The organism is Pseudomonas sp. CFBP 5748, from assembly GCF_053850495.1.
The window spans coordinates 289,160-302,083 of sequence record NZ_JBSPTN010000008.1; the positions used below are offsets into that span (position 1 = coordinate 289,160).

The following is a 12,924-nucleotide window of genomic DNA, read 5'->3' on the forward strand; positions in this document are numbered from 1 at the left end:
CTGCGCAGCAGTCCCAAAGCAGTCGATTCAAGCTGTCTGACACAGCGCGTTGGTTGTTGGGGCCGCTTCGCAGCCCAGCGGGGATAAATCCCCTCGCCACAACAGCCCCGATACAGTCATTAACCCCGACGCTGAATGAACGCGCGAATCCGCTCGGCCGCTTCCACACATTCAGCCAATGGCGCGACCAAGGCCATGCGCACACGCCCGGCGCCTGGGTTGACGCCATCCACTTCTCGGGACAGGTACGAGCCCGGTACCACGGTCACGTGCTCCTGTTCGAACAGGTCCCGGCAGAACGCCGCATCATCGCCCGCCACATTCGGCCACAGGTAGAAGCTGCCATCAGGACGCTGTACATCCAGCACCGGGCTGAGGATCTCCAGTACCGCGTCAAACTTCTCCCGGTACAGCGCGCGGTTGGCCCGTACATGCACTTCGTCGTTCCACGCGGCGATGCTCGCCAGTTGGGTCTGAACCGGCATCGCGCAGCCGTGGTAGGTGCGGTACAGCAGGAAACCCTTGAGGATGTCCGCGTCACCCGCGACGAAACCGGAGCGCAGGCCAGGCAGGTTGGAGCGTTTGGACAGGCTGTGGAACACCACGCAGCGCTTGAAGTCCTGGCGGCCCAGTTCGACACAGGCGCTGAGCAGCCCTGGTGGCGGGGTCTGTTCGTCGAAGTACAGTTCGCTGTAGCACTCGTCCGCGGCGATGACGAAGTCGTGTTCGTCGGCCAGGGCGATGAGTTTCTTCAGTACATCCACCGGAATCAGCGCGCCGGTCGGGTTGCCAGGGGAGCACAGGAACAGGATCTGGCAGCGTTTCCAGATGTCCGGCGAGACCGCATCGAAATCCGGGTTGAAGCCGTTTTCGTCCAGGCACGGCAGGTAGTGTGGCTTGGCCCCGGCCAGGAACGCCGCGCCTTCATAGATCTGATAGAACGGGTTGGGGCTGACGACCAGGGCATCGTCGCCACGGTTGACCACGGTCTGGGTGAAGGCGAACAAGGCTTCACGGGTGCCGTTGACCGGCAGCACATGGCGCGCCGGATCCAGCCAGCCGTTCGGTACGCTGAAGCGGCGCTCGCACCAGCCGGTGATGGCTTCACGCAATTCCGGGATACCGAGGGTGGTCGGGTACACGGCCATTTTTTCCAGATTGCTGGCCAGGGCCTCGGCCACAAAACTTGGCGAGCGGTGCTTGGGCTCGCCGATGGACAGGGCGATTGGGCGCTTGTCCGAATTGGGCGTGACGCTGCCGAGCAAGGCGCGGAGCTTTTCGAACGGGTAGGGCTGTAACTGGTTCAGGGCGTTGTTCATCGGGGGCCTCGTTCAATGTGGGAGTGGCGGTGCGGCGATCCGACTTGCTCGCGAAAGCAGTGGGTCAGTCAACATAATCATTCACTGACCCACCGCTTTCGCGAGCAAGCCCGCTCCCACAGGGGGAAATTGTTCGTTCAGATATTGATACGTGTCAGGTTGGCATCAGGTTCCTGGTTGACGCTCAAGTGCCGCTCCATTTCCTCCTGCAAGCGGCTGCACAACTGCGGATCGGACAGCGGTTGGCCATGGGCGTCGGTGATGAAGAACACGTCTTCCACCCGCTCGCCGAGGGTGGCGATCTTGGCGTTTTGCAGCGACAGGTCGAACTCCAGGAATATATGCCCGACCCGCGCGAGCAGGCCTGGGCGGTCCGGGGCGCTGAGTTCCAGTACGGTGACCTGGCGCTGGGCGTCGTTGTGGATCGTCACCTGGGGGGCGAACGCGAAGTGCTTGAGCTGGCGCGGCACCCGACGCTGGATGATGGTCGGGTAATCCGCCGGATTGCGCAGGGCTTCGGTCAGGCCATCGCGAATCTGTTTGACCCGCGCCGGGTTGTCGCCAATCGAGTCGCCGTCGGTGTCGAGCACGATGTAGGTGTCGAGGGTGAACTGGCTGCTGGAGGTAATGACCCGGGCGTCGTGAATGTTGAGGTTGAGCTGGTCCATCGCGGCCACGGTCACGGCGAAGAAGTCGTGCTGGTCGGGGGCGTAGATGAAGATCTGCGTGCCGCCCTCGAACTCGCGCTGGGTGGTTTCCTTGATCAACACCAGTGGCCCGCCATCAGCCGGTTGCTGCAGGATCGCGTCGCTGTGCCAGGCCACGTCGCCGGCGGTGTGGCGCAGGAAATAGTCATCGCCCAATTGCGACCAGAGCTGTTCGACGTCGTCTGGATCGGTGCCGCCGCGCACCAGGATGTCCAGGGCGGCGCTTTGGGTCCGGCGGATCTGTTCTTCGCGGTCCACCGGGTTTTCCAGACCACGGCGCAAGGCCCGCTTGGTCTCGGTGTAGAGCTGGCGCAACAGGCTGGCGCGCCAGGAGTTCCACAGGCTCGGGTTGGTGGCGTTGATGTCGGCCACGGTCAGCACGTAGAGGTAATCCAGGCGCGTCTCGTCGCCGACGATCTGGGCGAAGTCGTGGATCACCTGCGGGTCGGACAAGTCCTTGCGCTGGGCAGTGGTGGACATGACCAGGTGGTTCTGCACCAGCCAGACGATCAGCCGGCTGTCCCACACGGGCAGTTGATGGCGCTGGCAGAATGCCTCGGCATCCACCGCGCCGATCTCGGAGTGATCGCCCTGGCGGCCCTTGCCGATGTCGTGGTACAGCCCGGCCATGTAGATCAGCTCTGGCTTGGGCAGCTTGCCCATGAGCTTGCTGGCCAACGGGAATTTCTCCGACACCTGGGTGTATTGCAGCTTACGCAGGTGCTTGATCAGGTTCAGGGTGTGGGCATCGACCGTATAGATGTGGAACAGGTCGTGTTGCATTTGCCCGACGATGAAACCGAACTCCGGCAGATAGCGCCCGAGGATCCCGTAGCGATTCATGCGCCGCAGGTTACGGTGCACGCCGATCCGGCATTTGAACAGCTCGATGAACAGGCTGGTGTTGCGGATGTCGTGGCGGAAATCCTCATCGATCAGATGACGGTTTTCCCGCAGCAGGCGGATGGTGTCGGCGCGCACACCCTTGATTTCCGGCTGCTGGGCCATCAACACGAAGATTTCGAGCATGGCGAACGGCGTGCGGCGGAACACATAGTCGTGACGCGCTTCGATGTAGCCGTCGTGCAGTTGAAAGCGTGAGTTGATCGGCTGCGGCGGTTCTTCGTCTTCGGGGGCGAGGATGACCTCCTCGAAGTGCTGGATGATCAGTTCGCTGAGCTGGGCGATGCTCATCACCACCCGGTAGTACTGCTGCATGAAGTTTTCGATGGACTGCTTGGCGTCCTGGCCCTCAAAACCCAGCAGGCCGGCGATGGAGCGCTGGTGATCGAACAGCAGGCGGTCCTCGGAGCGCCCAGCGAGCATGTGCAGGGCGTAGCGTACCTTCCACAGAAATTCCTGGGACGAGGCCAGCAGGGCGTTTTCGCTTTCCACCAGGAAACCTTCGCCGGCCAGGGCCCGCAGGTTCAGCGTGCCGTACTGGCGGCGGGCAACCCACAGGATTGTCTGAATGTCCCGCAACCCGCCCGGCGAGCCCTTGACGTTGGGTTCCAGGTTGTACTCGGTGTCGTTGTACTTGTGGTGGCGGGCCTTCTGCTCGGCGTGCTTGGCCAGGAAAAAGTCCTTGCTCGGCCACATGTGCTCTGTGCTGGTGACATCGAGCATGCGCTGGCGCAGGTGTTCGGGGCCGGCGATGGTGCGGCTTTCCATCAGGTTGGTGATCACCGTCAGGTCGGCGCGGGCCTCATCGGCGCATTCCTGCACCGAGCGCACGCTCTGGCCGACCTCCAGGCCGATGTCCCACAGCAGCGTCAGGAAGCGCTCGATGGAATCGCGGAAGACCTCATGATCGGCACTGTCCAGCAGGATCAGCAGATCGATGTCCGAATAAGGGTGCAGTTCGCCGCGCCCATAGCCGCCCACCGCCACCAGGGCGATGTCGGCGTCTTCGCTCCAGTTGAACTGCTCCCAGGCCTTTTGCAGGATGTTATCGACGAACCAGGCGCGGTCCTCGATCAACCGACGGATATCCCGGCCGCTGCGAAAGCGCTGGTCAAGCACTTCGTGGGCCTGGCGGATCGCCTTCTTGAACGCCGAGATGGGGCTTGCCTTCAGGGCCAGTTCAGCCTGGAACTGGCCGCGGTCGAAGAGTTCGGGATCCACCTGCGGCATTGAATGGCTTTCCTTTCTATCTATAGCTATAGGCTGTGTTTAGGTCAGGCGGAAACGCGAGGGATGGTGTCATCGCTGCGCAGGGTGAAGATTTCGTAACCGGTCTCGGTCACCAGCAAGGTGTGCTCCCATTGGGCCGACAGCTTGCGGTCCTTGGTGATGGCAGTCCAGCCGTCGCCCAGGACCTTGGTGTCGGCGCGGCCCTGGTTGATCATCGGCTCGATGGTGAACGTCATGCCTGCTTGCAGCTCCATGCCGGTGCCGGCACGGCCGTAGTGCAGGATCTGCGGTTCTTCGTGGAACACCTTGCCGATACCGTGGCCGCAGAACTCGCGCACCACCGAAAAGCCGTTCTTCTGCGCGTGCTTCTGGATCACTTCGCCGATGTCACCCAGGCGGCAGCCCGGTTTCACCAGCTCAATGGCCATGTACATGCATTCCTGGGTGACTTTCGACAGGCGCTGGGCCCACTCCGGCACGTTGCCGACGTGGAACATGCGGCTGGTGTCGCCGTGGTAGCCGTCCTTGATGACGGTGACGTCGATGTTCAGGGTGTCGCCATCCTTCAACGGCTTTTCGTTGGGGATGCCGTGGCAGACCACGTGGTTGATCGAGGTGCAGATCGACTTCGGGAAGCCTTTATAGTTGAGTGGGGCAGGGATGGCCTTCTGCTCGTTGACGATATAGTCGTGGCAGATGCGGTCCAGCTCTTCGGTGGTCACGCCAGGCTTGACGTGGTCGGCGATCATCTCCAGCACATCGGCGGCGAGTTTGCCGGCGACACGCATTTTGGCGATGTCCTCGGGGGTCTTGAGGGTAACGGTCATACAGGCTCTCTCTGCGCTCGACGGCGCTGTTCAAAGCGAAATAGGCGGCGGAGGATGCTCCGAACGGCCCTGAAAGAGGCGATTCTAACAGACGATCAGTACAAAGAACCCTCCAGCCTGGAACTCTGTGGCGAGGGGCGCGAGTGGGAGCAAGGCTTGCTCGCGACCCAGGCGACTCGATTTCTGAAGGACCGCATCGGCTTCGTCGCGGGCAAGCCTTGCTCCTACAATCCATCCGCCGCAGAGGTTTTCAGAATCCATGTTCCGTTTTCGCCCTTGCTGTGGTATAAAATGCGCCGCTTTCCGGGGATGACCCCGTAAGCTTAAATCCACACACGTGTCGACACGATGACCTGGGTGCCTCGGCTTATATAAGCCGCTGGTTGGTCATTGGGATACGTGGAGGCCAAACCCGACTTATCAAGGAACTATCATGTCCCAAGTCAACATGCGCGATATGCTGAAGGCCGGTGTGCACTTCGGTCACCAGACCCGTTACTGGAACCCGAAAATGGGTAAGTACATTTTCGGCGCGCGTAACAAGATCCACATCATCAACCTTGAAAAAACCCTGCCAATGTTCAACGAGGCACTGACCTTCGTAGAGCGCCTGGCCCAGGGCAAAAACAAGATTCTGTTCGTCGGCACCAAGCGTTCCGCTGGCAAGATCGTTGCTGAAGAAGCAGCACGTTGCGGTTCGCCGTACGTCGATCACCGCTGGTTGGGCGGCATGCTGACCAACTTCAAGACCATTCGCGCTTCCATCAAGCGTCTGCGTGACCTTGAAGTTCAGTCCGAAGACGGTACTTTCGCCAAGCTGACCAAGAAAGAAGCGCTGATGCGCACTCGCGATCTTGAGAAGCTGGACCGCTCCCTGGGCGGTATCAAGGACATGGGCGGTCTGCCTGACGCACTGTTCGTGATCGACGTTGATCACGAGCGCATCGCGATCACCGAAGCCAACAAGCTGGGTATCCCGGTCATCGGCGTTGTCGATACCAACAGCAGCCCGGAAGGCGTTGACTACATCATCCCAGGCAACGATGACGCCATTCGCGCCATCCAGCTGTACATGGGTTCGATGGCTGACGCTGTTATCCGTGGTCGCAACAATGTTAACGGCGGCACCGAAGTCTTCGCTGAAGAAGCTCCGGCAGCAGCCGCTGAGTAATCGACGCCCCTGGCGTTGACTCAGTAAGCAAAAAGGGGGCTTGGCCCCCTTTTTGCCACCTCGAAAACCATTTGTCGGCAGCGCAGCTACAGCATTTGTAACGTGCAGCGGCTAACAAGGTTGGTTCGGGAAGAATTGAACGCCCGTTCGATCGGGTGGAATGGTTGAAAACCTATCCAAGAGGATTTTGAAATGGCAGAGATTACTGCAGCGTTGGTCAAAGAACTGCGCGAGCGTACCGGCGAAGGCATGATGGACTGCAAGAAAGCCTTGACCAAGGCTGGCGGCGACATCGAGAAAGCCATTGATGACATGCGTGCTTCGGGCGCCATCAAGGCTGCCAAGAAAGCCGGCAACATTGCCGCTGAAGGCGCGATCGGCATCAAGGATGACGGTAAAGCTGCCGTTATCATCGAAGTCAACTCGCAGACCGACTTCCTGGCCCTGCAAGACGACTTCAAGGCATTCGTTGCTGCCAGCGTAGAAAAAGCATTCGCCGACAAACTGACCGACGCAGCTCCGCTGATCGCCGCTCAGGAATCGGCTCGTGAAGCCCTGGTTGCCAAAGTAGGCGAAAACGTCAACATCCGTCGTCTGGTTCGCGTCGAAGGTGATGTTGTTGGTTCTTACCTGCACGGCAACAAGATCGGCGTGGTTGTAGCCCTCAAAGGCGGCAGCGTCGAGCTGGCTAAAGACATCGCGATGCACGTCGCTGCCAGCAACCCTGAGTTCCTGCTGCCGTCGGAAGTTTCCGCTGATGCTATCGAACGCGAGAAAGCCGTGTTCATGCAGCTCAACGAAGACAAGATCAAAGGCAAGCCAGCCGAAATCGTTGAAAAAATGGTTGCCGGTCGTATCACCAAGTTCCTGGCTGAAGCCAGCCTGGTTGAGCAGGCGTTCGTCAAGAACCCTGAAATCAAGGTCGGTGAACTGGCCAAGAAGGGCGGCGCTGAAATCGTTTCCTTTACCTACTTCAAAGTGGGCGAAGGCATCGAGAAGCCAGTAGACAACTTCGCTGAAGAAGTTGCTGCTCAGCTGGCTGCCAGCAAGCAATAAGACAGTTTTTATAACTGTCGCCCTGAAGAGGCTGCCCGCTTAACGCGCGCAGCCTCTTTTTGGATGGGGATGCCGATTTTTATTGGTTTCCTTTCGGAACTGGCTTACAAAGCCGTGTTCCGATGGCGCTGTGTCAGCGTCAGCTAGAGTGAACGCAGGCTGTAAACAGCTTGCAAAGAATTTTCGAAAATACGCCGCAGGAGAGATTCGCAATGGCTCAGCAGGGCAGTGGTTATCAGGCTCGCTATAAACGCATTCTACTCAAGCTTAGCGGCGAGGCCCTGATGGGCTCGGAAGAGTTCGGGATCGATCCGAAAGTGCTGGATCGCATGGCCCTGGAAGTCGGCCAGTTGGTCGGGATCGGCGTTCAGGTCGGCCTGGTCATCGGTGGCGGCAACCTGTTCCGCGGCGCAGCGCTGAGCGCGGCCGGCATGGATCGGGTCACGGGCGACCACATGGGCATGCTGGCCACTGTGATGAACGCCTTGGCTATGCGCGACGCGCTTGAGCGTGCCAATATCTCGGCCATCGTGATGTCGGCCATTTCCATGGTCGGCGTGACCGATCACTACGACCGCCGCAAAGCCATGCGCCACCTCAACGCCAAGGAAGTGGTGATTTTTGCCGCCGGTACCGGTAATCCGTTCTTCACCACGGATTCGGCCGCCTGCCTGCGAGCGATCGAGATCGATGCCGATGTCGTGCTCAAGGCAACCAAGGTCGATGGTGTCTACACCGCTGATCCGTTCAAAGACCCGCATGCCGAGAAGTTCGATCATCTGACCTACGATGAAGTGCTGGATCGCAAGCTGGGTGTAATGGATCTGACGGCTATCTGCCTGTGCCGCGACCACAAGATGCCGCTGCGCGTCTTTAACATGAACAAGCCTGGCGCCCTGCTGAATATCGTGCATGGCGGCGCCGAAGGAACACTGATCGAGGAAGTGCAACAATGATCAACGAAATCAAGAAAGACGCTCAAGAGCGCATGCAGAAATCCCTGGAATCGCTGAGCCACGCGTTCGGCCAGATTCGTACTGGCAAGGCTCACCCGAGCATCCTGGGCAGCGTGATGGTGCCTTACTACGGTGCCGATACCCCCCTGAGCGGTGTTGCCAACGTTACGGTGAAAGATTCGCGCACCCTGCAAGTCGTGGCGTTTGAGCGCAATATGCTCGCGGCAGTCGACAAGGCCATCCAGAGCGCCGGCCTGAACCTCAACCCGACCAATCTGGGTGAGTTGCTGCTGATCTCCATGCCCGCCCTGACCGAAGAAACCCGCAAGGGCTTCACCAAGCAGGCGCGTAGCGCGGCCGAAGACGCTCGAGTTGCTGTGCGCAACATTCGCCGCGATGCATTGGGTGAATTGAAGAAACTGGTCAAGGACAAGGAAATCAGCGAAGACGAAGAGCGTCGTGCCGCTGCCGATATCCAAAAGCTGACCGACAAGGCTGAGGCTGACATCGACTCGGCCACCAAGCAAAAAGAAGCGGACCTGATGGCCGTATAAGGGTCAGGGCGTTTTCATGGAAAAGACCAAGCAGGCCGTGCCGTTTGCGGTGCCGCGCCACGTGGCGATCATCATGGACGGCAATAATCGCTGGGCCAAGAAACGCTTTATGCCCGGGGTTGCCGGGCATAAGGCAGGGGTCGACGCGGTTCGTGCGGTAATCGAGGTGTGCGCCGAGGCAGGGGTCGAGGTGCTGACCCTGTTCGCGTTCTCCAGCGAGAACTGGCAGCGTCCGGCCGATGAAGTCAGTGCCTTGATGGACCTGTTCCTCAAGGCCTTGCGTCGTGAGGCCAAGCGTCTCAGCGAGAACCGTATCAGCCTGCGTATCATTGGCGATCGCTCGCGTTTTCATCCGGAGCTGCAAGCGGCGATGCGCGAAGCCGAGGCCGCGACCGCTGGCACCGACCGGTTTGTCCTGCAGATCGCCGCCAACTATGGCGGCCAGTGGGACATTGCCCAGGCGGCCCAGCGGCTGGCGCGGGAAGTCCAGGCCGGGCACCTGCAGCCTGAGGACATCACGCCTGAGTTGTTGCAAACCTGTCTGGCGACCGGCGACCTGCCGTTGCCGGACTTGTGCATCCGCACCGGTGGCGACCACCGCATCAGCAATTTCCTGCTCTGGCAGCTGGCTTACGCCGAGCTGTACTTCTCCGACCTGTTCTGGCCGGACTTCAAACACGAAGCCATGCGTATCGCACTGGCTGATTTCGCTTCCCGTCAACGTCGCTTCGGTAAAACGAGCGAGCAGATCGAAGCCGGAGCCCGGGTTTAATGCTCAAACAACGAATCATCACTGCCCTGATCCTGTTGCCCATCGCCTTGGGCGGGTTTTTCCTGCTCGAGGGGGCAAGTTTTGCCCTGTTCATCGGGCTGGTGGTGACCCTGGGGGCGTGGGAGTGGGCGCGGTTGGCAGGCTTTCCTGAGCAGTCGGCGCGCGTGGCCTACGCCGCGGCCGTGGCGGCCATGCTGTTCGTCATGTACCTGGTGCCGGGCATCGCGCCCTGGGTGCTGGGTGCTGCGGTGTTGTGGTGGGCAACGGCGACCTTCCTGGTCTTGACCTATCCGCGGACCTCTCATCATTGGGCCAATGCGGCGACCAAGCTGATGATCGGTCTTTTGATCCTGCTGCCGGCCTGGCAAGGGCTGATCTGGATCAAGCAGGGCGCGCTGGGTAACTGGCAGATCATGGCAGTGATGGTGCTGGTCTGGGGGGCCGACGTCGGGGCGTATTTCTCCGGCAAGGCCTTCGGCAAGCGCAAGCTGGCACCGAAGGTCAGTCCCGGCAAGAGCTGGGAAGGCGTCTACGGCGGCCTGGCCCTGAGTTTGGTGATCACGGCAGTGGTCGGCGTCATGCGGGAGTGGACTGCCGGGCAACTGCTGGTTGGCCTGTTTGGCGCGGCCCTCATTGTATTCGTGTCGGTGGTGGGCGATCTGACCGAGAGCATGTTCAAGCGTCAGTCCGGGATCAAGGACAGCAGTAATCTGTTGCCGGGTCATGGCGGTGTGCTGGATCGCATTGACAGCCTGACCGCCGCGATCCCGATCTTCGCCGTGCTGTTGTGGATGGCGGCATCGTGAGTCGTCCTCAACAGATCACCGTCCTGGGGGCGACCGGTTCGATCGGCCTCAGTACGCTTGATGTCATCGGCCGGCATCCGGAGCGCTACCAGGTGTTCGCCCTTAGCGGCTTCACGCGCTTGAGTGAGCTGCTGGCGCTGTGCATACGCCACACGCCGCGCTTTGCCGTGGTGCCTGAGGCAGGTGTGGCGCGGGCGCTACAGGATGATCTGCGCGCGGCTGGCCTGCCTACACGCGTGCTGGTGGGGGAGGAGGGCCTGTGTCAGGTGGCCTCCGCTCCTGAAGTTGACGCAGTGATGGCGGCGATTGTCGGTGCGGCGGGCTTGCGTCCGACGCTGGCGGCGGTGGAGGCTGGCAAGAAGATCCTGTTGGCCAATAAAGAAGCGCTGGTGATGTCTGGCGCACTGTTCATGCAGGCTGTGCGCAAAAGCGGCTCGGTACTGCTGCCCATCGACAGCGAGCACAATGCGATTTTTCAATGCATGCCGCAGGACTTTTCCCGTGGCTTGAGCGCGGTGGGTGTCCGGCGGATTTTGCTGACGGCCTCCGGTGGTCCGTTCCGGCAGACGCCGCTGGAAGAATTGGTGCATGTTTCACCTGAGCAGGCCTGTGCTCATCCGAACTGGTCCATGGGGCGCAAGATTTCCGTGGATTCGGCCAGCATGATGAACAAGGGGCTGGAGCTGATCGAGGCCTGCTGGCTGTTCGACGCCAAACCGTCCCAGGTCGAGGTGGTGATTCACCCGCAGAGCGTGATTCACTCCCTGGTGGACTATATCGACGGTTCGGTGCTGGCCCAGTTGGGCAATCCGGACATGCGCACGCCGATCGCCAATGCCCTGGCCTGGCCTGCGCGGATCGATTCAGGTGTGGCGCCGCTGGACCTGTTCGCCATCGCTCGCCTGGATTTCCAGGCGCCCGATGAGCAGCGCTTCCCTTGCCTGCGTCTGGCACGACAGGCGGCCGAGGCGGGCAACAGCGCGCCGGCCATGCTTAACGCCGCCAATGAAGTGGCGGTGGCAGCGTTTCTCGAGGGACGTGTCCGTTACCCCGAGATCGCGAGTATCATCGAGGAGGTCTTGAACCTCGAGGCCGTGGTTTCGGTCGATGACCTCGACGCGGTATTCACGGCGGACGCCAGGGCTCGCGAGTTGGCGGGTCAATGGCTGAGGCGCCACGGGCGTTGAAGCTGCGAGACGTTAGTCAGGGCTACCCTGGACAGGATTGCGGAGAAAACAGATGAGCGCGCTCTATATGATTGTCGGCACCCTGGTTGCATTGGGGGTGCTGGTCACATTTCACGAATTCGGTCATTTCTGGGTCGCGCGGCGCTGTGGCGTCAAGGTTCTGCGTTTTTCCGTGGGCTTTGGCATGCCGTTGCTGCGCTGGCACGACAAGAAAGGTACCGAGTTCGTCGTGGCGGCCATCCCGCTGGGCGGCTACGTGAAGATGCTCGACGAGCGCGAAGGTGAAGTACCGGCCGATCAGCTCGATCAATCGTTCAATCGCAAGACCGTTCGTCAGCGTATCGCCATCGTCGCGGCGGGGCCGATCGCCAATTTCCTGCTGGCCATGGTGTTTTTCTGGGCGCTGGCCATGCTGGGCAGCGAACAGGTGCGTCCGGTCATCGGCGCGGTCGAAGCCGGCAGCGTTGCCGCTCGGGCCGGGTTGGGTGCGGGAGAGGAAATCGTCGCGATCGATGGCGAGCCGACTTCGGGCTGGGCGGCGGTCAATCTGCAGCTGGTACGTCGCCTGGGCGAGAGCGGCTCATTGCAATTGATGGTGCGTGAGCAGGGCTCGACAACGGATTCGCCCCGGGAGTTGATGCTCGATAACTGGCTCAAGGGCGCTGACGAGCCGGACCCGATTCGCTCCCTGGGCATCCGTCCATGGCGCCCGGCATTGCCGCCCATACTCGCTGAACTTGACCCGAAAGGCCCGGCCCAGGCCGCAGGCCTGAAGACGGGTGACCGGTTGCTGGCACTCGATGGCCAGCCGGTCAGCGACTGGCAGCAGGTGGTCGATTCGGTCCGCGTACGTCCTGACGCCAAGATTGTCCTGCGCGTTGAGCGCGACGGCGCGCCGATCGACGTCCCGGTAGCCCTGGCGGCCCGTGGCGAGAGAAAGGCACCGACCGGTTATCTGGGGGCAGGCGTCAAGGCTGTCGACTGGCCACCGGAGATGATTCGAGAGGTCAGTTTCGGCCCAGTGGCGGCGATTGGTGAGGGTGCGCGACGGACTTGGACCATGAGTGTCCTGACCCTCGACTCACTCAAGAAAATGTTGTTCGGCGAGCTCTCGGTAAAAAACTTGAGTGGACCGATAACCATTGCTAAAGTGGCGGGCGCTTCTGCCCAGTCGGGCGTTGCTGATTTCCTGAATTTCCTTGCTTATCTGAGCATTAGCCTGGGGGTTCTGAATTTGCTGCCCATTCCGGTACTGGATGGGGGGCATTTGTTGTTTTATCTGATCGAGTGGGCGCGTGGTCGTCCCTTGTCGGATCGGGTGCAAGGTTGGGGGATACAGATCGGTATCAGCTTGGTGGTCGGGGTCATGTTGCTTGCCCTGGTCAACGATTTGGGTCGTCTGTAACGCTTCGCTGAATTGCGAATCTGCCGCATTT

General features: G+C 60.7%; 12 protein-coding genes. 9 read left to right on the forward strand and 3 right to left on the reverse strand.

Features of this window, described 5'->3' with window-relative positions:
- Positions 1-119 precede the first annotated feature (119 nt).
- From dapC to map, 3 genes are all read right to left on the reverse strand, one after another.
- A complete protein-coding gene (gene dapC, locus ACWNZ1_RS20235) occupies positions 120-1,319 on the reverse strand; it encodes a succinyldiaminopimelate transaminase (RefSeq protein WP_456027821.1) in 1,200 nt (399 codons plus the stop codon).
- Positions 1,320-1,456: 137 nt separating this feature from the next.
- Entirely contained in the window at positions 1,457-4,159 is a 2,703-nt protein-coding gene (locus ACWNZ1_RS20240) for a [protein-PII] uridylyltransferase (RefSeq protein WP_135843915.1), read from the reverse strand.
- Between the two features lie 44 nt (positions 4,160-4,203).
- Positions 4,204-4,986 (reverse strand): type I methionyl aminopeptidase, encoded by a 783-nt coding sequence (map, locus tag ACWNZ1_RS20245; protein ID WP_135843916.1) that lies wholly within the window; start codon positions 4,984-4,986, stop codon positions 4,204-4,206.
- 54 nt (positions 4,987-5,040) lie between these two features.
- Here map and ACWNZ1_RS20250 point away from each other — a divergent pair, with 54 nt between their 5' ends.
- From ACWNZ1_RS20250 to rseP, 9 genes are all read left to right on the forward strand, one after another.
- Complete coding sequence (locus tag ACWNZ1_RS20250; RefSeq protein WP_135843917.1) at positions 5,041-5,307, forward strand: hypothetical protein; 267 nt, start codon at positions 5,041-5,043, stop codon at positions 5,305-5,307.
- 112 nt (positions 5,308-5,419) lie between these two features.
- A complete protein-coding gene (rpsB, locus tag ACWNZ1_RS20255; RefSeq protein WP_003198231.1) occupies positions 5,420-6,157 on the forward strand; it encodes a 30S ribosomal protein S2 in 738 nt (245 codons plus the stop codon).
- 192 nt (positions 6,158-6,349) lie between these two features.
- On the forward strand, positions 6,350-7,213 hold the full coding sequence (gene tsf / locus ACWNZ1_RS20260; RefSeq protein WP_018603730.1) for a translation elongation factor Ts: 864 nt from the start codon (positions 6,350-6,352) through the stop codon (positions 7,211-7,213).
- 212 nt (positions 7,214-7,425) lie between these two features.
- Positions 7,426-8,169 (forward strand): UMP kinase, encoded by a 744-nt coding sequence (pyrH, locus tag ACWNZ1_RS20265; protein WP_024779012.1) that lies wholly within the window; start codon positions 7,426-7,428, stop codon positions 8,167-8,169.
- Positions 8,166-8,723: a ribosome recycling factor gene (gene frr, locus ACWNZ1_RS20270; RefSeq protein ID WP_135843918.1), complete on the forward strand. Its 558-nt coding sequence runs from the start codon at positions 8,166-8,168 to the stop codon at positions 8,721-8,723. Before pyrH ends, frr begins: the two co-directional genes overlap by 4 nt.
- A 16-nt stretch (positions 8,724-8,739) precedes the next feature.
- Complete coding sequence (gene uppS, locus ACWNZ1_RS20275) at positions 8,740-9,495, forward strand: polyprenyl diphosphate synthase (protein WP_135843919.1); 756 nt, start codon at positions 8,740-8,742, stop codon at positions 9,493-9,495.
- Positions 9,495-10,301 (forward strand): phosphatidate cytidylyltransferase, encoded by an 807-nt coding sequence (locus ACWNZ1_RS20280; protein WP_135843920.1) that lies wholly within the window; start codon positions 9,495-9,497, stop codon positions 10,299-10,301. Before uppS ends, ACWNZ1_RS20280 begins: the two co-directional genes overlap by 1 nt.
- Positions 10,298-11,488 (forward strand): 1-deoxy-D-xylulose-5-phosphate reductoisomerase, encoded by a 1,191-nt coding sequence (ispC, locus tag ACWNZ1_RS20285; RefSeq protein ID WP_265072759.1) that lies wholly within the window; start codon positions 10,298-10,300, stop codon positions 11,486-11,488. Before ACWNZ1_RS20280 ends, ispC begins: the two co-directional genes overlap by 4 nt.
- 52 nt (positions 11,489-11,540) lie before the next feature.
- Positions 11,541-12,893 carry an RIP metalloprotease RseP gene (gene rseP / locus ACWNZ1_RS20290; RefSeq protein ID WP_135843922.1) on the forward strand — a complete coding sequence of 451 codons (1,353 nt, stop codon included), beginning with the start codon at positions 11,541-11,543 and terminating at the stop codon, positions 12,891-12,893.
- Positions 12,894-12,924: the final 31 nt, after the last annotated feature.

What these genes read in the sequence shown, in the direction of transcription:
- rpsB (WP_003198231.1), top strand. Translation starts at nt 5,420, where the DNA reads ATGTCCCAAGTCAACATGCGCGATATGCTGAAGGCCGGTGTGCACTTC.
- uppS (WP_135843919.1), top strand. Translation starts at nt 8,740, where the DNA reads ATGGAAAAGACCAAGCAGGCCGTGCCGTTTGCGGTGCCGCGCCACGTG.
- map (WP_135843916.1), bottom strand. Translation starts at nt 4,986, where the DNA reads ATGACCGTTACCCTCAAGACCCCCGAGGACATCGCCAAAATGCGTGTC.
- ACWNZ1_RS20280 (WP_135843920.1), top strand. Translation starts at nt 9,495, where the DNA reads ATGCTCAAACAACGAATCATCACTGCCCTGATCCTGTTGCCCATCGCC.
- frr (WP_135843918.1), top strand. Translation starts at nt 8,166, where the DNA reads ATGATCAACGAAATCAAGAAAGACGCTCAAGAGCGCATGCAGAAATCC.
- dapC (WP_456027821.1), bottom strand. Translation starts at nt 1,319, where the DNA reads ATGAACAACGCCCTGAACCAGTTACAGCCCTACCCGTTCGAAAAGCTC.
- ACWNZ1_RS20250 (WP_135843917.1), top strand. Translation starts at nt 5,041, where the DNA reads ATGCTCCGAACGGCCCTGAAAGAGGCGATTCTAACAGACGATCAGTAC.
- tsf (WP_018603730.1), top strand. Translation starts at nt 6,350, where the DNA reads ATGGCAGAGATTACTGCAGCGTTGGTCAAAGAACTGCGCGAGCGTACC.
- rseP (WP_135843922.1), top strand. Translation starts at nt 11,541, where the DNA reads ATGAGCGCGCTCTATATGATTGTCGGCACCCTGGTTGCATTGGGGGTG.
- ACWNZ1_RS20240 (WP_135843915.1), bottom strand. Translation starts at nt 4,159, where the DNA reads ATGCCGCAGGTGGATCCCGAACTCTTCGACCGCGGCCAGTTCCAGGCT.
- pyrH (WP_024779012.1), top strand. Translation starts at nt 7,426, where the DNA reads ATGGCTCAGCAGGGCAGTGGTTATCAGGCTCGCTATAAACGCATTCTA.